Origin of the sequence: Bradyrhizobium sp. AZCC 2176 (assembly GCF_036924645.1) — a bacterium.
GTDB lineage: Bacteria > Pseudomonadota > Alphaproteobacteria > Rhizobiales > Xanthobacteraceae > Bradyrhizobium.
Genome location: NZ_JAZHRX010000001.1, coordinates 3,862,442 through 3,882,670 on the forward strand (window position 1 = coordinate 3,862,442; position 20,229 = coordinate 3,882,670).

The 20,229-nt window shown below is 63.5% G+C and carries 22 protein-coding genes and 1 tRNA gene; 10 read left to right on the forward strand and 13 right to left on the reverse strand.

Features of this window, described 5'->3' with window-relative positions:
* Positions 1–17 precede the first annotated feature (17 nt).
* Positions 18–428 (reverse strand): peptide-methionine (R)-S-oxide reductase MsrB, encoded by a 411-nt coding sequence (gene msrB, locus V1288_RS18060; RefSeq protein ID WP_247780755.1) that lies wholly within the window; start codon positions 426–428, stop codon positions 18–20.
* A gap of 23 nt (positions 429–451) precedes the next feature.
* Entirely contained in the window at positions 452–1,171 is a 720-nt protein-coding gene (msrA, locus tag V1288_RS18065; protein ID WP_334358310.1) for a peptide-methionine (S)-S-oxide reductase MsrA, read from the reverse strand.
* A 266-nt stretch (positions 1,172–1,437) separates the two neighbouring features.
* Between msrA and V1288_RS18070 the strand changes: the two genes are divergently transcribed.
* Positions 1,438–2,601: a tetratricopeptide repeat protein gene (locus tag V1288_RS18070; protein WP_334358311.1), complete on the forward strand. Its 1,164-nt coding sequence runs from the start codon at positions 1,438–1,440 to the stop codon at positions 2,599–2,601.
* A complete protein-coding gene (locus V1288_RS18075) occupies positions 2,570–3,154 on the forward strand; it encodes a caspase family protein (protein WP_334358312.1) in 585 nt (194 codons plus the stop codon). Before V1288_RS18070 ends, V1288_RS18075 begins: the two co-directional genes overlap by 32 nt.
* A gap of 121 nt (positions 3,155–3,275) precedes the next feature.
* Here V1288_RS18075 and V1288_RS18080 read toward each other — a convergent pair whose 3' ends face one another.
* Positions 3,276–4,391: an ATP-dependent DNA helicase gene (locus V1288_RS18080; protein ID WP_334358313.1), complete on the reverse strand. Its 1,116-nt coding sequence runs from the start codon at positions 4,389–4,391 to the stop codon at positions 3,276–3,278.
* A 212-nt stretch (positions 4,392–4,603) separates the two neighbouring features.
* On the opposite strand from V1288_RS18080, the gene V1288_RS18085 reads away from it, so the two are divergent.
* Positions 4,604–5,812 (forward strand): LLM class flavin-dependent oxidoreductase, encoded by a 1,209-nt coding sequence (locus tag V1288_RS18085; protein ID WP_334358314.1) that lies wholly within the window; start codon positions 4,604–4,606, stop codon positions 5,810–5,812.
* Positions 5,813–5,875: 63 nt separating this feature from the next.
* Entirely contained in the window at positions 5,876–6,031 is a 156-nt protein-coding gene (locus V1288_RS18090) for a hypothetical protein (protein WP_334358315.1), read from the forward strand.
* Positions 6,032–6,213: 182 nt separating this feature from the next.
* On the opposite strand, the gene flbD is transcribed toward V1288_RS18090, so the two are convergent.
* The 8 genes from flbD to V1288_RS18130 form a co-directional block, all read right to left on the reverse strand.
* Positions 6,214–7,593 carry a sigma-54-dependent transcriptional regulator FlbD gene (flbD, locus tag V1288_RS18095; RefSeq protein ID WP_334358316.1) on the reverse strand — a complete coding sequence of 460 codons (1,380 nt, stop codon included), beginning with the start codon at positions 7,591–7,593 and terminating at the stop codon, positions 6,214–6,216.
* A gap of 54 nt (positions 7,594–7,647) precedes the next feature.
* A complete protein-coding gene (fliN, locus tag V1288_RS18100) occupies positions 7,648–7,998 on the reverse strand; it encodes a flagellar motor switch protein FliN (protein ID WP_334358317.1) in 351 nt (116 codons plus the stop codon).
* Between the two features lie 19 nt (positions 7,999–8,017).
* Positions 8,018–8,644, reverse strand: coding sequence for a FliH/SctL family protein (locus V1288_RS18105; RefSeq protein ID WP_334358318.1), 627 nt, complete (start codon positions 8,642–8,644; stop codon positions 8,018–8,020).
* A complete protein-coding gene (fliG, locus tag V1288_RS18110) occupies positions 8,644–9,726 on the reverse strand; it encodes a flagellar motor switch protein FliG (RefSeq protein ID WP_334358319.1) in 1,083 nt (360 codons plus the stop codon). Before fliG ends, V1288_RS18105 begins: the two co-directional genes overlap by 1 nt.
* A 6-nt stretch (positions 9,727–9,732) precedes the next feature.
* A complete protein-coding gene (gene fliF, locus V1288_RS18115; protein WP_334358320.1) occupies positions 9,733–11,343 on the reverse strand; it encodes a flagellar basal-body MS-ring/collar protein FliF in 1,611 nt (536 codons plus the stop codon).
* Between the two features lie 170 nt (positions 11,344–11,513).
* Positions 11,514–11,789, reverse strand: coding sequence for a CtrA inhibitor SciP (sciP, locus tag V1288_RS18120; protein ID WP_002714638.1), 276 nt, complete (start codon positions 11,787–11,789; stop codon positions 11,514–11,516).
* Positions 11,790–11,999: 210 nt separating this feature from the next.
* On the reverse strand, positions 12,000–12,695 hold the full coding sequence (locus tag V1288_RS18125) for a flagellar hook assembly protein FlgD (protein WP_334358321.1): 696 nt from the start codon (positions 12,693–12,695) through the stop codon (positions 12,000–12,002).
* A gap of 11 nt (positions 12,696–12,706) precedes the next feature.
* The gene (locus V1288_RS18130) at positions 12,707–14,368 is read right to left on the reverse strand and encodes a flagellar hook-length control protein FliK (RefSeq protein WP_334358322.1); all 1,662 of its coding nucleotides are present in this window, start codon (positions 14,366–14,368) and stop codon (positions 12,707–12,709) included.
* A 345-nt stretch (positions 14,369–14,713) separates the two neighbouring features.
* Here V1288_RS18130 and mnmA point away from each other — a divergent pair, with 345 nt between their 5' ends.
* The 4 genes from mnmA (at position 14,714) to V1288_RS18150 (ending at position 17,243) form a co-directional block, all read left to right on the forward strand.
* The gene (gene mnmA, locus V1288_RS18135; RefSeq protein WP_334358323.1) at positions 14,714–15,913 is read left to right on the forward strand and encodes a tRNA 2-thiouridine(34) synthase MnmA; all 1,200 of its coding nucleotides are present in this window, start codon (positions 14,714–14,716) and stop codon (positions 15,911–15,913) included.
* Between the two features lie 21 nt (positions 15,914–15,934).
* Entirely contained in the window at positions 15,935–16,573 is a 639-nt protein-coding gene (locus V1288_RS18140; RefSeq protein ID WP_334358324.1) for a class I SAM-dependent methyltransferase, read from the forward strand.
* 91 nt (positions 16,574–16,664) lie between these two features.
* Positions 16,665–17,051 carry a hypothetical protein gene (locus V1288_RS18145; RefSeq protein ID WP_334358325.1) on the forward strand — a complete coding sequence of 129 codons (387 nt, stop codon included), beginning with the start codon at positions 16,665–16,667 and terminating at the stop codon, positions 17,049–17,051.
* A gap of 115 nt (positions 17,052–17,166) precedes the next feature.
* Positions 17,167–17,243 (forward strand) — tRNA-Met (locus tag V1288_RS18150).
* 107 nt (positions 17,244–17,350) lie between these two features.
* Here V1288_RS18150 and V1288_RS18155 read toward each other — a convergent pair.
* Positions 17,351–17,635, reverse strand: coding sequence for a hypothetical protein (locus V1288_RS18155; RefSeq protein WP_334358326.1), 285 nt, complete (start codon positions 17,633–17,635; stop codon positions 17,351–17,353).
* A 411-nt stretch (positions 17,636–18,046) separates the two neighbouring features.
* Here V1288_RS18155 and V1288_RS18160 point away from each other — a divergent pair, with 411 nt between their 5' ends.
* Together V1288_RS18160 and V1288_RS18165 are read left to right on the forward strand one after the other, a co-directional pair.
* Entirely contained in the window at positions 18,047–19,273 is a 1,227-nt protein-coding gene (locus V1288_RS18160; RefSeq protein WP_334358327.1) for a S1C family serine protease, read from the forward strand.
* Positions 19,274–19,367: 94 nt separating this feature from the next.
* Positions 19,368–19,628 (forward strand): hypothetical protein, encoded by a 261-nt coding sequence (locus V1288_RS18165; protein ID WP_334358328.1) that lies wholly within the window; start codon positions 19,368–19,370, stop codon positions 19,626–19,628.
* Positions 19,629–19,862: 234 nt separating this feature from the next.
* Here V1288_RS18165 and V1288_RS18170 read toward each other — a convergent pair whose 3' ends face one another.
* Positions 19,863–20,186 (reverse strand): hypothetical protein, encoded by a 324-nt coding sequence (locus V1288_RS18170; RefSeq protein WP_334358329.1) that lies wholly within the window; start codon positions 20,184–20,186, stop codon positions 19,863–19,865.
* Positions 20,187–20,229 lie beyond the last annotated feature (43 nt).

The window sequence follows — 20,229 nt, forward strand, 5'->3', positions numbered from 1 at the left end:
TTCGAGCGTTACTGGAACTATTTCGGCTGCAGCTTCAAGGCCGCCGAATTGATGCAGTAGCGCAAGCCGGTCGGGCCGGGGCCGTCGGGAAAGACGTGGCCGAGATGGCCGTTGCATTTCGAGCACAATACCTCGGTGCGGATCATGCCGTGGCTGACATCGCGCTCCTCGTCGACATGGCTGTCCACGGCGGGCGCGGTGAAACTCGGCCAGCCGCAGCCGGAGTCGAACTTGGCATCGGATTCGAACAGCGTCTGGCCGCAGCCGGCGCAGGTATAGGTGCCCTTGCGGTGCTCGTGCTCATATTCGCCGGAGAACGGCCGCTCGGTCGCCTTCTCGCGCAGCACGGCGTACTGCATCGGCGACAGTTCCTTGCGCCACTCGGCCTCGCTCTTGACGACCTTGCCGGATGTTTTGGTATCGGACATTTAGCCTCCTCAATTGGTAGCCTTCAATTGGTGGCCTTGGCGTTGCTCACCAGCGTCGGCTTCTCGATGTAGTTCTCGGCGAAGATCTTCTTCAAATTCTCGATCTTCGGGATGTCGTTGAAGGCAATATAGGGCTGGTTCGGGTGCAGCGTCAGGTAGTCCTGGTGATAGTCCTCCGCCGCATAGAATGCCTGCAGCGGGCCGACCTTGGTCACGATCGGCTTCTTGTAGACCTTGGCGGCGTTGAGCTGGGCGATATAGGCTTCCGCCACCTTCTTCTGCTCGTCATTGGCGGTGAAGATCGCCGAGCGATATTGCGTGCCGGTGTCCGGGCCCTGGCGGTTCAACTGCGTCGGGTCGTGCACGACGGAGAAGAAAATCTGCAGGATCTTGCCATAGCTGATCTTCTTCGGATCGTACTTGATCTCGACCGCCTCGGCGTGCCCCGTCGTGCCGGTGCCGATCATGGTGTAGTTCGCGGTCATCTTGCTGCCGCCGGAATAGCCGGACACCGCGTTGAGCACGCCGGCGGTGTGCTGGTACACGCCCTGCACGCCCCAGAAGCAGCCGCCGGCGATCACGGCGGTCTGGATGCCGTCGGCGGCCTGAACGTCGAGGGCGGGCGGCGGAATGATGACGGCCTCTTCCGAGGCGCGCGAGGGGCTGATGGTAACAGCGGCGATGGCTAGCGCGCCGATGGCGGCAGCGCACAGCGACAAGCGGCTGAGTTGGCGAGCGGACATGGTTTCCTCTTTCGGCAATGGTTGGGGGCAGTCTAAAGCGGGACCGGCGTTTCGCAATCGGCTCAATTCTCTGCCGATGCCCAAAATACGGCGTGGGCGGCGGATTGTTACGACGGGCGCCACACGAGTTCGTGAATAAAACTGCGCTCACGCAAGGCCTTAATGAGGGGTGATCGGTGCCGCTTGACCGATGCGGGTCGCCCTTTCCACAATGAACCTGGGGTCGCGCGCCGCGACCAAAATCCATGCGCCGGAGCGTTCCGCAGATGTTGCGGGCTTTATTGCTGGGTCTCGTGATGCTTGTCGCCGCCAGTCCCGTGCGGGCCGCGGGCGATGTTGAAACCTGCCGGAATTCCACGGCGGAACCCGCAGCACGCCTCGCGGCCTGCGAGAGCGTGATCGCCGACGAGAAGATCACCGGCCCCTCCCGGGCAGCCGCCGTATGGTATCGCGGTGACTCCCTGGTGAAGAAGCGCGATTACGATGGCGCGATCGCAGCGTTCACCGCCTCCCACGAGATCGCGCCCCAGAATGTCAACGTCATCAATGCGCGCGGCATCGCCTACAGCTACAAGGGCGACGACGAGCGTGCGCTCGCCGACTACGACTTGTGCCTGCAGTTGCGTCCGACTTTCGGCAGTGCCTACAACAACCGCGGCCTGATCTTCATGCGCAGGGGCGAGCTGCAGCGCGCCCTCGATGAGTTCAACCTGGCGGTCAAACATATCTTCAACGATCAGAGCCGCTACCTGCACCATTACAACCGGGGCCGCCTGCAGGGATTGATGAAGCTGTACGACGCCTCGCTCGCCGACTACGCCGAGGCGCAAAAGGTCAATCCCGACGGTCTGCAAGTTCCGGGCTACCGGTGTGTTACCTACATCAGCATGGGCAGGTTCGATGACGCGCTCGCTGACTGCAATGCGGTGCTGGCGAAGTCACCGAACAGTGTTTACGGGCTGACCAGCCGCGGCAATGCCTATCTCGGCAAGGGCAATCTCGACGCCGCCCTCAGCGATTACAACCAGGCGCTCAGGATCAATCCGAACTACGTTCGCGCTTATGTCGGCCGCGGTCAGCTATTCGAGAAACGCCGCAACCTCGCCGCCGCACGTTCCGACTACCGCTCGGCCGCCAACGCCGTGGCGGCGCGGCGCGACGACATCGACACCACGCTGGCGCGCGCCGTCGCCAGGGAGCGGCTGGAAGCCTTGCTGGGCACGGCTGCGCCGGCGCCTGCGGACAAGGCGCAGCCGTCGGCGCCACAACCGGCGGGGCCGCGCAAGGTCGCGCTGATCGTCGGCAACGGCGCCTACAGGAATGTCGCCCCGCTGGACAATCCACCGCGTGACGCCAAACTGCTCGCATCGACCTTTCGCGAACTCGGATTATGTCGCGGTGACGCTGGCGCCCGATCTCACCCGGGATAAATTCTTCGCTGCCCTGCACGAATTCGGCATGGAGGCCGAAAGGGCGGACTGGGCAGTGGTTTATTATGCCGGTCACGGCATGGAAATCGGCGGCGTGAACTATCTGATCCCGGTCGACGCCAGGCTGAAGGCCGACAGTGACGCCGAGACGCAGGCGGTCGCCCTCGAGCAGGTGATCGCAGCCGTTGCCGGCGCACGGAAACTGCGCCTGGTGATGCTCGACGCCTGCCGCGACAATCCCTTTGAAAAAACCATGCAGCGGACGATTGCGCTAAAACTGGTCAACCGCGGCTTTTCCAACATCGAGCCGGAAGCCGGCTTCATGGTGGTCTACGCCGCCAAGCACGGCGAGACCGCGCTCGACGGCGATTCCCCCAACAGCCCGTTCGCCACGGTGCTCGCGCGCGTCATCAAGGAACCGAAGCTCGAGGTGCGCAAGCTGTTCGACGTCGTCCGTGACGACGTCTGGAAGGCCACCAATCGCACGCAGCAGCCATTCACCTACGGCTCATTGCCGGGCCGCGAGGATTTTTACTTCGTGGCGGGGAGGTAGTTGACCCTCATGGTGAGGAAGCGCGTTAGCGCCGTCTCGAACCATGAGGCCACAGACGGCCTGCATCCTTCGAGACGCGGCGAAGACGCCGCTCCTCGGGATGAGGATCGAATGCGTTGCCCTACACCACCACGCTCAGCCGCTTCGCCGCCCGCGTAATCCCGGTGTAGAGCCATCTCGCCCGGCTGTCCTGGAACGCAAAGCTCTCGTCGAACAGCACCACGTCGTCCCATTGCGAGCCCTGCGACTTGTGCACGGTCAGCACATAGCCATAGTCGAACTCGTCATAGGGCTTGCGCTGCTCCCACGGGATCGCCTCGATGCCGCCTTCGAAGCAGTCGTGGCGCACCGAGACCTTGGTGACCTTGTGGCCGAACTCCTCGTCGGGCGAGAGCCGCATGGTCAGGATTTTTGATTTCGCCCGCGGCTGGGTGCGTGACTTCACCCGCCACAGCCCGCCGTTGAACAGGCCCTTCTTGCGGTTGTTGCGCAGGCAGACCAGCTTGTCGCCGGCGACCGGCAAGGGATCCTCGATGTTCTGTTTCTGCCGCACCCGCATGTTGTAGGCGCGGCGGGTATTGTTGCGCCCGACCAGCACCTGATCGGCGCTCATCACGCGATCGGGATCGAGTTCGCTGCGCGGCACCACCTCGCTCTCGCCGTGGCGGCCGATTTCGAGCTCGCGGCCCTCGCGGATATCCATCGACATCCGCACGATCGGGTCGTCTTGCGCCTGGCGGTGCACTTCCGTCAGCATCGCGTCGGGCTCGGAATTGGTGAAGAAGCCGCCGCCCTGGATCGGCGGCAATTGCGCGGGATCGCCGAGCACGAGCAGGGGGCAGTCGAACGACATCAGGTCGCGGCCGAGTTCGGCATCGACCATCGAACATTCGTCGATCACGATCAGCTTGGCCTTGGAAGCGGGCGCGTCGTCCCACAGTTCGAAGCTCGGCTGCTCGACGCCGGATTCCTTGGCGCGATAGATCAGCGAGTGGATGGTGGAGGCGTTGTCGCAGCCCTTGTTGCGCATCACCAGCGCCGCCTTGCCGGTGAAGGCCGCATATTTCACCTCGCCCTCGACGCCCTCGGCGATGTGCCGCGCCAGCGTGGTCTTGCCGGTGCCGGCATAGCCGAACAGCCGGAACACCGGCGGCGTGCCGTTCCGGCCGGGCTTGGCCTTCAACCAGTCGGCAACGGCCTTCAGCGCGGAATCCTGGTGCGGCGTAAACGTGGTCATGGGGTCCAGATGAAGAGCAGAGCGGGCGGTGAGGCCGCGACTCAACGGAAGCGTAAAGCTAACCATTCGCGCGTTCCATGCAAGGCTGCTTCCGCGTCACGGAATTGCTGTTTCGCGGCCGAGGCTGGACTTGGGGCTTGCGGCGAATAGACTGTTTGAAAACAAAAAGCGGTCTTGCAAGCGATCTCAAACGAGCGGCTTTGGGAGGCGTCATGAAATTCGGCATCTTTTACGAGCTGCAACTGCCGCGCCCCTGGGAAGAGGGCGACGAACTGCGGCTTTATCTGAATGCGCTGACGCAGCTCGAGACCGCGGACCGGCTTGGCTATGACCATGCCTGGGTGGTGGAGCATCATTTCCTGGAAGAGTACTCACACTCGCCCGCGCCGGAATCGTTTCTCGCCGCGGCCAGCCAGCGCACCAAAAACATCCGGCTCGGTCACGGCATTTTTCAGCTCACGACAAATCATCCCGCGCGCGTCGCCGAGCGCGTCGCGGTGCTCGATCTGCTGTCGAACGGCCGTTGCGAGTTCGGCATGGGCGAGAGCGCGTCGATCACCGAACTGACGCCGTTCGGCCGCGACATGGAAACCAAGCGCGAGGTGTTCGAGGAAGCGGTCCAGGCAATCTTTCCGATGTTCACGAAGGTGGGCACCGAGCATCACGGCAAGTATTTCGATATCCCGTTGCGCAATGTGGTGCCAAAACCTGTCCAGAAGCCGCATCCTCCGCTGTGGATGGCCTGCTCGCAACTGCCGACCATCGAGCGCGCCGGCGAGAACGGCTTTGGTGCGCTGGGCTTCCAGTTCGTCAGCGCGGACGCCGCGCATGCCTGGGTGCATGCCTATTACAACGCGATCACCAAGCGCTTAAAGAAGCTCGCCGATTACGAGATCAATCCGAACATGGCGCTGGTTTCGTTCTTCATGTGCGCCAAGACCGACGAGGAGGCGCGCGCCCGTGCCGACGGCGCCACCTTCTTCCAGTTCGCGCTGCGCTACTACGGCGCGTCGCAGAACCGGCAGCGCCCGGACCCCGGCACCGTCAACATGTGGGACGAGTACAACAAGTGGAAGCGCGAGAATCCGGAAGCACAGGAGGCGGCGCTGCGCGGCGGCCTGATCGGATCGCCGGAAACCATCCGAAGGAAGTTGCGGCGGTTTCGCTCGTCCCACATCGACCAGGTGATCCTGCTCAACCAGGCCGGCAAGAACACCCATGAGCATATCTGCGATTCGCTTGCGCTGTTCGCCAAAGAGGTGATGCCGGAGTTCCAGAACGATCCCGAGCACGACGCGTGGAAGAAGGGCGTGATGAGCGGGGCCATCCAGCTCGAGGAGATCGACACCGAGGCGTTCAAGGACCGCTACGGCAAGCTCGCGGTCAACGTCGCGCCGACGCAGAAGGTGGCGGCCGGATAGCGGTTGGGCCGGTGCACTGCGGCGTGTTAACCTTGCGAAGGCTCAACGTGGTGCGGCTGTCTGATGAAGCGATTGGCGACCTGGGTATTTTATGGCATCGGCGCGATCGCGATCGCCTATCTTGCGCTGTATGCCTATGCTGTTTTCACCGGGCGCGACCTGCAGCCCGGCGATCCCATTCACATCTTCCGTAAGCCCGATGCGCCGAATTATTCGTAGCGCGCCGTCATTCCGGGATGGTCCGAAGGACCAGACCTCAGATGCGCAATTGCGCATCGGGGAATCTCGAGATTCCGGGTTCAATGCTTCGCATCGCCCCGGAATGACCGGGCTTCCTGGCTTCGCTCTCTTGCGCAAACGCTTCGCGTTTGTCGCAGGCAATGACGGCGAGGGGTCTTTGCTTACCCCGCCACGACAAAACGCTGATGCTCACCCGCGCCTGCCGGCGTGATCGGGATGCCGCCGTCGGCATATTCGTTCAGCTTGTTGCGCAGCGTGCGGATCGAGATGCCGAGAATATTGGCGGCATGGGTCCGGTTGCCGAGGCAGTGCTTCAGCGTCTCCAGGATCAGGTCGCGCTCGACGTCGGCGACGGTGCGGCCGACCAAAGCGCGGGTCACCTGCTCGGCGGCGAAGGTGGCGTGCGCCACTGCGGGCGCGGTCTTGGCGAGATCGAGGCGGTCGCCGTCGGGCGTTAGAATAGCTTCAGGCCCGATCTCGTCGCCCTGCGCCATCAGCACCGAGCGGTGCATGGTGTTTTCCAGTTCGCGAACGTTGCCCTGCCAACGGTTCGATGTCAGTACCCGCCGGGCGTCGGCCGAGATCGGCCGCAGCGGCACGCCGTTGGCGTCGGCGTATTTCTTGGCGAAGTGCTGCGCCAGTTCGAGGATGTCGGCCGGACGGTCGCGCAGCGGCGGGATCTTCAGATTGACGACGTTGAGGCGGAACAGCAGGTCCTCACGGAAAGTGCCTTCGCGCACGGCTTCAGAGAGATTGCGGTTGGAAGTGGCGATGATGCGGATATCGACCGGAACCGGCTTGGTGCCGCCGACGCGGTCGATCACGCGTTCCTGAATTGCGCGCAGCAGCTTGGATTGCAGGCGGACGTCCATCTCCGAGATTTCGTCGAGCAGCAGTGTGCCGCCGGTGGCCTCCTCGAACTTGCCGATGCGGCGTGCGACGGCGCCGGTGAAGGCGCCCTTCTCATGGCCGAACAATTCGGACTCCAGCAGGTGTTCGGGGATCGCCGCGCAATTGATCGAGATGAACGGCCGCTTGGCGCGGGTCGAGCGGGAGTGGACATAGCGTGCCAGCACTTCCTTGCCGGTGCCGGATTCGCCGGTGATCATGACGGAGGCATCCGAGCCTGCGATCTGCTGCGCCAGCTTGATGACCTTGCCCATGGCCTCGTCGCGATAGACCAGGTCGCGGGAATCATTGGCGACCGCGGCGAGGACGGCTGCGATCAGTTCGGGATCGGGCGGCAGCGGGATGTATTCCTTGGCGCCGGCATGGATCGCGGCGACCGCGGCGCGGGCGTCGTTGGAGATGCCGCAGGCCACGATCGGCACGTGAATGTGCTCGGCTTCCAGTCGCATCACCAGGTCGCGGATGTCGAGGGCGACATCGACCAGCAGCAGGTCGGCGCCCTTGCCGCCGCGCAGCACGGCCATCGCCTGTTCGATCGCCTCGGCATGGGTCACCGAAGCCCCGTTATCCATCGCGATCTTGGTGGCGGTCGTGAGCTGGCCCTTCAATGTGCCAACGATGAGAAGCCGCATGTTTATCTCCTGTCCGTCTGTTCGCGCCTTTGAAGGCGCGTATCGCCAAAATTGTTAGTTGCGTTCTGCCTTGATGATTTCCGTCATGGTCACGCCGAGCTTGTCTTCGACCAGCACGACCTCGCCGCGCGCCACCAGGCGATTGTTGACGTAGATGTCGATGGCCTCACCGACGCGGCGGTCGAGCTCGAGCACGGTGCCGGGGCCGAGTTTCAAGAGCTCGCCGACATCCATCTTGGAGCGGCCAAGCACGGCCGAGACCTGCACCGGCACGTCGAACACGGCCTCGAGGTCGGCCGCGATGCGCGAGGCCTGTTCGTCCTCGTTGTAGGCGAGATCGTCGACCGGCAGTGCGTCCGCGGCGTTGAGATCGGGAAGCGGTACCTGTGCGTCGGTGTCACTCATGGTTCAGTCCTCATGGCCTTTACGTTCCGGCCTGATCGCGGGACGCCAGATAGCGCCCGACGAGTTCGCTGATCTTCGCTTCGATGGCCGCGCGTTCCAGCACCACGCCGCCGTCGGCCCATTCGATCCGGCAGTCGCCGGTCGCAATCCCGGGCTCGGCCAGGATCACCAGCCGGCCCTCGAAGCCGCTTTGGGCTGCCCGCCGTTCGATGTTGTCGCGGGCGGCCTCGTAGAGCGCGTCGTTGATGCGAACGACGAGATGCGGGGTGGCAACCAGATGCGAGAAGCAGTCGCTGACCAGCGCCATGATCTCGCCGAGCGGCTCGCGGGCGACCAGTTCGCTGCACAGCTTGCGTGCCACCGCGACCGCGACATCGACGGCCTCGGTTTCCATCCTGACCTCGATGCCGGAGAAACGCGTGGCAATGCCGCGGATGGCGATGCCGATCTCTTCCAGCGCCAGCGCCGAGCGACGGTCGCTCTCGACCCGGGCCTCGTGCTGGGCCGTCTCGTAGCCGGCGCGGTAGGCACGTGCCTCGGCCTCCGCGACCTTCTGCGCGATCTCGGCGGCGGTTGCCGCACGCTCGCGCGCCTTGTCCGGCGCCGCGAAGTCCGTGTCGAACAGGAATTTTGCAGGCGCGGCCATCAATACACCAGCTCGTCATCGGCGCGGTTCTTGGTCAGGGTGATTTCGCCCCTGGCGGCCATGTCCTTGGCGAGGTTGACGAGCAGCGCCTGCGCCTCGTCGACGTCGCGCAGCCGCACCGGTCCCATCGCTGCCATGTCGTCCAGCAGCATCTTGCCGGCGCGCGAGGACATGTTGCCGAGGAAGAAGGCGCGTACCTCCTCATTGGCGCTCTTCAGCGCGATGCCGAGCTTGGCCTTGTCGATATTACGCATCAGCGTCTGCGCCGAGGCGGAGTCGAGCTTGATGAGGTCGTCGAAGGTGAACATCAGCGCCTTGATGCGCTCGGCGGATTCTCGGTTTTCCTCTTCCAGCGAGGTGATGAAGCGGGTCTCGGTCTGGCGGTCGAAATTGTTGAAGATCTCGGCCATCACTTCGTGGGCGTCGCGGCGGCGAGTCTGCGACAGGTTGGACATGAATTCGGTGCGCAGCGTCTGCTCGACGCGCTCGATGACTTCCTTCTGCACCGCCTCCATCTTCAGCATGCGGCCGACCACGTCGAGCGCGAGATCCTCGGGCAGGATCGCCAGCACCCGGGCGGCGTGCTCCGGCCTCAGTTTCGACAGCACCACCGCAATGGTCTGCGGGTATTCGTTCTTGAGGTAGTTGGCGAGCACCTCCTCCTGGACGTTGGAGAGCTTCTCCCACATGTTGCGGCCGGCAGGGCCGCGAATTTCGTCCATGATGCCGGTGACGCGATCCGAGGGCAGGTATTGCTGCAGCAGCCGTTCGGTGGCGTCGAAGGTGCCCATCAGGGCGCCGGATGCCGACATGCGCGAGACGAATTCGAGCAAAAGGTCTTCGACCACGTCGGCCTCGACGGTGCCGAGCGTCGACATATGGATCGAAAGTTCGCGCACCTCGTCGTCAGCAAGGAGTCCCCAGACCTTGCCGCCATATTGCTCGCCCAGCGCCAGCATCAGGATGGCGGCGCGCTTCGGGCCGCTCAACGGCTTGCCCTTGGGCCGGGCGTTCTGACGGCTCGCCAGCGCCGAGATGACGGTGGTGATGTCGTTGGTATTGTTGGTTTGCGGTACGGCCATGTCAGGTCACTCGGCGGGTTCGCTGAGCCATTGGCGAACAATGGAAGCGGTCTCGTTCGGATTTCGTTCGGCCAGTTCGCCGACCCGGTGCACGGCCTGCGCGTGGACCTGGCCCTGGACCTGGGCGACGTCGATCAGTTGGGCGGTGCCGCTGCCGGCGATCAGCGCCTGCCCGGGCCCGAGTTCGGCTGTGCCGTCGGTCAAAGCCGGCACCGGTTCGGCCAGCGCGGGAATGACTTCGGCAGCCAGGATGCGCTTGACCAGCGGGCGGATCACCATGAACAGCACCACCAGGCCGAGCAGCATCATGACGCCGAGTTCGATGACATACATGACGTCATCCTTGGTGAACTGCAGCATGCCGAGAAAGCCGGTCGGCTCGACGACCGCGGGCACGGCCGGCGCTTCGGCAAAGCGAAGATTGACGACCTCGACCTGGTCGCCGCGCTTCTGGTCGAAGCCGATCGCCGAGCGGACCAGGGTGGCGATGCGGTCGAGCTGTTCCTTGCTGCGGTCCTGATAGACCATCTCGCCCTTTTCGTTCTTGGAATAGGCGCCGTCGACCAGCACCGCCACCGAGATCCGGTTGACCCGTCCGGCCTCTGTGACCTCGGTCTTGGTGGTGCGGGAAATCTCGTAATTGTTGGTCTCTTCGCTCTTCTTGCTCTGGTCGCGAGCGGTCGGTGTGGTGCTGGTTTGATTGCCCGGCAATTCGTTGTTGACCGTGACCTGGCCGTTGTTCTCGGCGGTCAGCGAGGATTCCTCGCGGGTCTGGGTGGAGCGCAGCACGCGGCCCTCGGGATCGAACTTGTCCGAGGTCTGGGTGACCTTGTTGTAGTCGAAATCGGCGGTGAGCTGGACGCGGGCGCGGCCCTGGCCGACCACCGAAGAGACGATCGCCTCGACCTCGTTGCGCATGCGCTTCTCGAACGCCGTGCGGCGCTCGTCGCCGACCGCGTTCTCGGAGTCCTTGCCGGCGCCGTCGGCCAGCAACCGGCCGGCCTCGTCGACGATCGACACCCGCTGCGGCTTCAGCCCGTTGACGGCGGAGGCGACGACATGCCGAATAGCGCGGATCTGCTGGGGTTCGAGGCTGCCGCGCACCCGCAGCACGATCGAGGCCGACGGCTCCGGCGTTTCGCGCGAGAACAGCGGCCGCTCCGGCAGCACCAGATGCACTCGGGCCGCCTGGATGCGATCGATGGCGCGGATGGTGCGGGCGAGTTCGCCCTCCAGTGCGCGCAAATGATTGATGTTCTGGACGAAGCTCGTGGTGCCGAGGGCGTCCGATTTGTCGAAAATCTCGTAACCGACGCTGCCGCCCTTGGGTAGATTGCTTTCGGCGAGCTTCATCCGCAACCGCGTGACCTTGTCCTTCGGCACCATGATGACGGCGCCTTCGTTGCGCAGCTCGAAGGGAATCGCCTGGCGTTCCAGATCCTTGATGATGCTGGAGGAATCTTCGGCGGAGAGGTCGGTGAACAGGGTGGTCATCTGCGGCGTCGTGACGCGCATGATGACGAAGGCGAAGAAGCCGATCAGCGCGGTCGTCACGGCAACCATGGCCATCAGCCGTGCCGCGCCCAGGCCTTTCAGGAAAGCAACAAGACTTTGCACCAACCGCCCCCAGGGATTCGGCCCGAGGGACCGACTGGGCAATTATTGCCTAGGGGATGGTTTCCATATGGTTAACGTCAGTTAAAGCCGCCGCGAATAGTTCCGGCATGAAAAAAACCGGCTTCGCGAAACGAAGCCGGTTTTCATCAAATCTTTCGGTTCGGGCGAGTCTACTGCCGATATTGCTGGATCCGGGTAGTCCGCAAGCCGGCCAGGCCATGCTGATCGATGGAAAACTGCCACGACAGGAATTCGTCGACTGTCAGCGTGTAGCGGCTGCAGGCTTCCTCGAGGGAGAGCAGGCCGCCGCGGACCGCTGCAACGACCTCGGCCTTGCGGCGGATGACCCACCGTTTGGTGCCGGGCGCGGGCAGGTCAGCAATTGTTAACGGGCTGCCGTCAGGCCCGATGACGTATTTTACCCTCGGGCGATGGGGTTCTGTCATGGCGTACTCACAAACTCTCAACCACTGAACTCACTATGACAACCTACGCCCCGCGGCTTAAAAATTGCCTAAGCCCACGGCTTCAATACGAATCTCCTTGAAAATGACGGAAATAGCTTCGGCCCCCGGGTTCCCTGTGACGCTTTTGCGTACAATCAGGGATTGCCGGGCCGGAAACGGCGGATCAAACGACGCGAATGGGCGGGTACCCTAGCTTGAGGCGCCCGAACGGACCACGCGCTTGATCTTGTCGGTGGTGTAGGTCTGGCCGCCAATCGACAGCAGCGGCGGGGAGGCGCTGAGATCGACCGAGTCGACGATGCCCTGGACCTCGGTGGAGATTGCCACGGTGTTGCCGGAACTGTCCTTGCCGGTGGCGGTCATGGTGTAATTGCCCGCCGGCCACTGCACCCCATCATTGCCCTTGCCGTCCCAGACGAAGCTGGAATTGCCCTGCTTGAGGGAAAAATCACCGGTATAGGCGGTCTGTCCGGTCGAACTGGTGATCGTGATCGTCGCGGTCGCATCTTTTTCGGACTGAAAATTCCAGGTCGCCGATTTGTCGAACGCCGCCTTGCTGCCGTCTACGGCGACGGTATTGCCGACATAGACCAGCGCCTGCGTCGCCTGCGCGCTCTTTTCGATCTCCACCAGCGACTTCAACTGTTCGTTCGACTTGAGCTGTTGTTCAATGCCGGCAAACTGCACGAGCTGCTGCGTGAACTGGTTGGTGTCGAGCGGATCGAGCGGATTCTGGTTCTGGAGCTGCGTGGTCAGCAGCGTGAGGAAGGTCTGGAAGTTATCCGCGATCCCCGTCGTTGCCGTCGACCCAGACTTGTTGCTGGTGGCGGTGCCGGTCCCGGGCGCCGAGACGACCGTTGTCGGCGTGGTTGCATCAACTGCCATGGCGATCTCCCTTAAACCCTGATGTCGACGCCGCCGCTCGTACCGAGCATGCGGCCATAGCTGCGGCCGGCGACGATGGCCGGCACATTGTCTTCCTCGCTGATGACGAGGCGATGAGCGTTGGGATTGGACTGGTTGCCGTCGTTCTGCCCTTGCGAGGATTGGTCGCGCAGGCTGAACTGCAATCCGCTATTGCCGGTCGAGAGCCCGGCATTGTCGAGAGCGCGCTGCAACTGGTTGGCGTCCTGGCGCAGCATCGACAGCGTTTCCGGCCGTTCGACAGTCAGATGCGACGTCATCTGGCCGTGGCGATCGATATCGATGCGGACGTCGATGCGGCCGAGTTCGGCGGGATCGAGCCGGATTTCGAAGCGGGTCTTGCCGCTTTTGGCGGACGCGGCGATTTCCATCGCAAGTCCGCTCACCGGTACCGGCGCGCTTGCGGCGGCCGTGGCGGTGAGCTGGCTCGCGGCAGCCGGCGTCGTGGCGGAAGCGGCCGGTTGCTGCGCCTGGATCGCGCCGGCAGCCTGCAGGCCGTTGCCGGAGGAATTGACTGGCGCCTGGCCGACATCAAGGGCGCCAAGATGCGCGCCGGCTTGGGCGTTGGCGGCCGGCGGCGCGATGGAATTGCCGGACGCGTCGGCGCTTACGGCGTCAGCGATGCCGTTCTCGGACTTCGGCTTGCCCGCTGCTTCGGTCGCCGGCATGACGGCGGGCACAGTGGTGTCCGCGGCAGGTGCTGCGGAAGTCGCGGTATCGGTGGTGCCGGCCTGCTCGACTGCCGTCGTGGCGCCTTTCCTGGCGAGATCGGGAGTATTGAGCTGAACGGCGGCTTTGGTGGCGGCGGGCGTCGCCGCGACCACTGCAGCGGCCTGAGCTATGCCGGTTGTGATGGACGGGTCGACGGATGTGGCCTGGGCGCTGACGGCCTGGCCGATGCCGCCCTGCGCGCCGGTCTTGGCACCGCCGTCGGCCTGCGCGGCGTCAGGGGGAACGGCGGGCGCCGTCTCAGCGGCGAGCGAAGCGGAGGCTGCGATCGCGGCCGCGGCGATGGCAAGCGGCGCGGTTGCCTTGTCGGTTGCTTGTGTCGCGGAAGCTGTCGCCACCGGCGCTGCGGCGGCAGGGATGGCGACGGCAATGGTGTCGGCCGTCACCACGGCCGTTCCATCCTGCGTGGTCGCGGTCTGATCGGCGGCCTGGGAGGCGTCGTCGGAAGATGCCTGCGTCGTCTCGGCGGACTTCGCGCCATCGGACTTCGCCGCGTCGGACTTCGATTTGGCGCGGCGGGTCGTCGCGACGTTGGTGTCGGCATCGGTCCTGGCATCAGTATCGGCCTTGGCGTCGACTTTGTTGTCGTAGCGTGCCTTGTCGCTGCGTGCCTTGGCCGCGGCGTTGCGATCATTCGAATCGTTCCGCGCGATCTTGTCCGCCTTGTCCGATGCGGCGGCATCGCGCGAGCGGTTGTCGGACGCGGCTTGCGCATCATCGGAGCGGCGGGAGGCGGGCGCCTTGTCCTGGGCGCGATTGTCGTTGTTGCTGGCGGCCGAATTGCTGTCGACCAGCGCCGCGAAACTGTCGTTTCTGGCCGGCGGCTCGGAATCCGGCCGGGCGGACCTCGCCGCGGCGTTCTGAAAAGATGCGTTTGCCGATACTTCTGACGTGACACTTACCACGGGCGACCCTCGCGCTGAGCTCTCGGCTTACCATTCAGCAAGGACCGGGCCATTCGCCGTCCAAGAAAATATCGTTATATTTCAAATGCTTGTGAGGATGTTGATCAGGTCTCGAGGCCTGATGACGGCCGCCTTTTCTGCCCGGCGGCAAGATTTGCCGTCCTGGACCCTCTCCAAAAATGGGGATCGGCTGATTGCCTCGCGGGAATACGGCCTATATTAAAGAGCGGCGTCCGATCCGGCCCGGTATGGCCGAATGATGCCCTAAGGCCTTATGATAAAAGGCTTTTAACCCTGACCGCGAGCCGCGCAGCGCGCTTGCGATTGAAGTCGATGACCCCTGGCATGCGAAACAGTCTGGATCTCGAAGGCCGTCCGCAGGACACGCGGATCGTTGTCGCCATGTCCGGCGGCGTCGATTCCTCGGTGACGGCCGCCTTGCTGAAGTCCGAGGGCTACGACGTGGTCGGGATCACGCTGCAGCTTTACGACCATGGCGCGGCCACCCATCGCAAGGGTGCCTGCTGCGCCGGGCGCGACATCCACGACGCCCGCAACGTCGCGGAGCGGATCGGCATTCCGCATTACGTGCTCGACTATGAAAGCCGCTTCCGCGAATCCGTGATCGACAATTTTGCCGATAGCTATGCGCTCGGCGAAACGCCGGTGCCGTGCATCGAGTGCAACCGCTCGGTCAAGTTTCGCGATCTGCTGGCGACCGCGCGCGAGCTCGGCGCGAGTGCGCTCGCGACCGGACACTACGTTGCGTCCCGCCGCCTCGCCGAGGGATCGCGCGCGCTGGTGTGCGCTGCAGATGCCGATCGCGACCAGAGCTATTTCCTGTTCGCGACCACGCGCGAGCAGCTCGATTATCTCCGCTTTCCCCTTGGCGACATGACCAAGCCGCAGGCGCGCGAACTGGCGCGGCGCTTCGGACTCGAAGTCGCCGACAAGCAGGACAGCCAGGACATCTGCTTCGTGCCGACCGGGCGCTATACCGACATCATCGGCCGTCTGAAGCCGGGTGCGATCGAACCCGGCGACATCGTCGATCTCGACGGCCACGTGATCGGCCGGCACCGTGGCATCGTTCATTTCACCGTCGGCCAACGCAAGGGGCTGGGCATCGCCTCCGGCGCGCCGCTCTATGTCGTCAAGCTCGACGCGGCCAGCCGCCGCGTCGTGGTGGGCCCGCGCGAGGCGCTGCGGATGGATCGCATCCGCCTGCGTGACGTCAACTGGATCGGCGACGGTCCACTCGACCGCGTCATCGGCAACGGCATTGAGATGTTCGTGCGCGTGCGTTCGACGCGCGCGCCGCAGCCGGCCTGGCTGCGCGCGGTCGATGGCGGCTATGAGGTCGAACTCGTCGCCGGCGAAGAGGGCGTGTCGCCAGGCCAGGCCTGCGTGTTCTACGATGCGCCGGCGGGACAGGCGCGCGTGCTCGGCGGCGGATTCATCAAGAGCGCGGCCGCGACGAATGCGGTGGCAAGGGCAGGGGCGCAGCCAACCATGACGCCGCTCCCCGAGGTGATGCGCAGCTAACAAAAAATCGGGGCAGGGGAAATGGCTGGGGACATCGACCGCGACGGGGTCGAAAAGGCTTATGGGCGCTGGGCGCCGGTCTACGATCTGGTTTTCGGCAAGGTGTTCGACGAGGGACGCCGGTCGACCATCAAGGAAGCCGACAAGATCGGCGGACGCGTTCTCGACGTCGGCGTCGGCACCGGGCTCTCGCTGTCTGAATATTCGCGCAATACCAAGTTATGCGGCGTCGACATTTCCGAGCCGATGCTGCGGCGAGCGCGGAAGCGCGTGCGCGAGTTCGGCCTGACCAATGTCGAAACGCTTGCGGTGATGGACGCCAAGAACCTGGCGTTTCCGGATTCATTTTTCGATGCGGTGGTGGCGCAATATGTCATCACGGCGGTGCCGGATCCGGAACGCACGCTGGATGATTTCATTCGCGTGCTGAAACCCGGCGGCGAACTCATCCTGGTCAATCATATCGGTGCTGAAAGCGGCCCGCGCCGCGTCTTCGAACTGGCGTTCGCACCACTGGCGCGGCGGCTCGGCTGGCGGCCGGAATTCCCGTGGGAACGCCTGACCAACTGGGCCGCCAAACATGGCGGCGTCACCCTGACCGAGCGGCGACCGATGCCGCCGATGGGACACTTTTCGCTGATCCGCTTTCGGAAATCGTGAAGGGCATAGCGTTTTCGCTCAAGAAAACGCGTCAGACAAAAAGCACCAATCTAACCGCGGAACCTCCGCGAGCGCGGGCCGTTTTCCCCGCATGGCAATAAAACGCGCCCTTCTGATCTCATGTGCTCTGATGGTGGCCGCCGATGTGGCGGGCGCGCAGGCGCCGCCTGGCCCCACGACGCCGCCGGCCCGGACCGCGCCGCCATCGCCCGACCGTGCCGCCGCCACCAATTGCGCACCGATGCAACCGGCGCCGCATTCCGGCGCGACGGTTCCGGAGGGAAAATCCCAGGAAGGAACGACCACCGGCCAGCGGGCCGAGCCGCTCGGCGACAAACTGGCGCGCTCTGACGGCGTATTGTGTCCGCCCCCCGGCGTCGATCCCGAAATGCACGCGCCGGCGCCGGACGCGGGCAAGACGCCCGTGATTCCCCCGCCCGGCAGCCCCGGCGGCGACCCGTCAATCCGGCCGAAGTAGCGCTATTTTGCAGGCGCTTGGCCGAACCGCCGGCTTTGCTTGACAGGTCCGCGAGCCACTCCTTATATGCCGCGCGTTCGCGAATGCGGTATAGTGTGCCGCGACGGTGAACCGTGGCGAGGTAGCTCAGCTGGTTAGAGCACGGGAATCATAATCCTGGGGTCGGGGGTTCGAGTCCCTCTCTCGCTACCATCGCTCAAACTCTCTACGCTACGATTCCCCACGCTCTGCTTCAATTTCCGCGCGCGTTCGCGGACCAGCATGGCTAATTGCCCTCCCTGCCGAATATGACGACCTCATCAGGATTGAGAGAGGTAGCGCGGCAGCTCGCGCTCAAACTCGGGAAAGTAACGGGAGATCACGGTGATGTCGAAACGCCGCAGGATCGATCCCTGCGGTTCGCGATCAAGCAGGAATTGGAACGCCGCCTTGATGCAACCCTCTGGCGTGTGCGTCCCCATCGTCAGCCGTTCGCAAGTATCTCTTGCCATCGTGACGTGATGGCGAGTCTCGCCGTTTCCCGCACGGACGATGACCTCGAATTCGAGTGGATCGCCTTCGCCGGTTCGCTCGACTTTGATCACAGCCTGCCTTCACCGAAAGTCGGTTAAATTCGGTTGTCGTGGCAGATCCATCCTAACACACGGGCCGACGGTTCAAAGAAACCGACGGTTCAAAGAAAGTTGTCGAGGCCGCCGCAAGTTCAGCGGGCGCCTCAGCGAACGGATGCAAATGAGGCGAGCGCGGAACCGCGAAGATCACGTTGGGAGCTATGCGGGATTTTCGGTGACGAGGCGGTCAGTCAGCATGGCTTTCCTGCATTTGGATGACCTTCTTATCCACCTTGGGCTGGAAAGGAACCGCTGGCGCAGCGGATTGTTGAGCCCAGTTGCTGCGAGCGCCTGAGCGCTCTCACAGAACCGACGGCGAGCTAAACGTGCCGGCGTCTGACGTAAAAGCCGCGGTGAGGACGACAAAGGACTATGGAAGCGCACATGGCTCTTGGAAATTTGGCTCGTGGAAATTTGGTTTTGAGCTGGCGCCGGGCGTTGATGATGGGCGGGATGATCGTCTTCGCGACTCCGGTGATCGCGAATATCGCGCAGGCAACGGTAAATTCTCCGGGCCAGGCTTCCTTCGTGGGCAGGCCGGCGACATTGATCGATCGGGTTGCTGCTACTGAAGATGGTCGTGGGCCCGGCGATTTCGCCGATCTCGCCGAAAAAATTCAGCCGACCGTGATTGCGGTGCGCTCCAAAGCGACTGCGACGCGCAAATTTGGTGTGCCTGAACAGCGCGCTCCGAAAGCGGAGATTCCAGGGGCGGATCCGGATGCGCCCGATCGAGGGAAGGCACCGAATACACTCGAACTGATCAATGCCGGATCAGGCTTCTTCATCTCTCCGGACGGTTATGCCGTGACCAGCAGCCACGTCGTGGAAGACGGCGACACAGCCGAGATCCGAACCAGCGACAACCAGGCCTATTCGGCAAGAGTCGTAGGAAGGGACTCGTGGAGTGATATCGCCTTGATCAAAGTCGACGGACGCACGGACTTCAACTACGTGAAGCTCGCTGACCAGCCGCCGCGCGTGGGCGATTGGGTGCTTACCGCCGGGAATCCGCTTGCGGTCGGAGGTACCGTGACGGCCGGTATTATTTCCGCGCGCGAGCGCGACATCGAGGTTGGTTCAGGGAAGGATTTCATCCAGATCGATGCGGCAATCAACAGCGGTGATGCCGGCGGTCCGAGCTTCAATACCCGGGGCGACGTCATCGGCGTCAACAGCATGATCTTTTCGCCTTCCCAAGGCTCAGTGGGCGTTGCGTTTGCGGTCCCGGCGGATACGGTCAAGGCAGTAATACCGCAGCTAAAGGAAAAGGGCGCGGTCACGCGCGGATGGCTCGGGACCAAAGTTCAATCGGTCACTCCTGAACTTGCCGACGGCCTCGGACTGAGCAATCTCCGCGGTGCGATCGTGGCAATGGTTCAAGACAATGGTCCCGCTGCGAAAGCCGGATTGAGAAGCGGAGACGTGATCACCTCGGTGGGTGGTGAGTCGGTCAAGAACGCCAACGAGTTGACCAGGAAAGTCGGCGCGATGGCGCCGGGCTCTTCGACCCAGTTCACGGTGCTTCGGCAAGGAAAAGAAAGCGCATTGAGCGTGACCTTGGGTCAGCAGCCGAACGAGCCCAATGCGTCCGCGGTGAAGCCAAGATAGCTGGCGTTCGGAGCAACTCGCGAAATCTCGCCGCGAGAAGCTCGAAGAAGCCGGACATGCTTGGCGACGCATACACGACACCGCTGTATGCCTCTTGCCAAGCTCCGAACTTGCTTTCAGCGAAGACGCTGACTATGAGCAGTTCTTCGAGTCCATTGGTCTGAGGACGTTCAGGGCCGTTCTGAACAACAAGCACTACGTCTATTTCGAAGCGGACAAGAAGTATCTCGAACGCAAGGGCTTTGCGGGATTCGCGGCGGGGGACCGTGTGGTCTTCGTGTTCACGGTCGATCCAGCTCAACCGGATCGTATTGCGACGTTCGAGGTCACCTTGCTCAGTTCCGATAACCTGTAGCGTGACTCTGGGTCAGCAGCCGAATGAACCCAATGCGTCCGCGGCGAATCCGAGATAGCTGGCGTTCGGAGCAACCCGCGAAATCTCGCCGCGAGAAGTTCGAAGGAGCCGGACATGCTTGGCGAGGCATACGCGTCCGAAGAATGAAGGGAGCGGCACACGCGCCGCCGGAACGGATTTTGGCGCCGCAACGCGGGCTCGCCAGCATCGCTCCGGTATTGCGGGCGTGATCGCTCATGCCTGTGCTTTCCGCTTGTCGGCCATCCGCGCAGCCGGCGCCGCGGACACTTTGTCCGAAACGATCACGCTCGCATGTTGCGTGACGTTGCCGACAATGGCCTTACCGCCATCCCCGACCGACACGTTCTGCACGGTGATGGCGGGCTCGCCATGGCTCCGATAGCGGTTGAGCGCCTCGATCTGGGCGGGAAAGGTGCGGGCGAGCCTGCCCAATGCGCGCCAGGCACTGTCTTGCCGACCTGTGTCTTCCGCATTCGCGAGGTGATAGGCACATCGCATCGCCATCACATGAACGGGGACCATCTGCGCCACCAGCATGGCCTCGATGGAATCCCTTGGGCTGATGTTTTTCACCATTGAA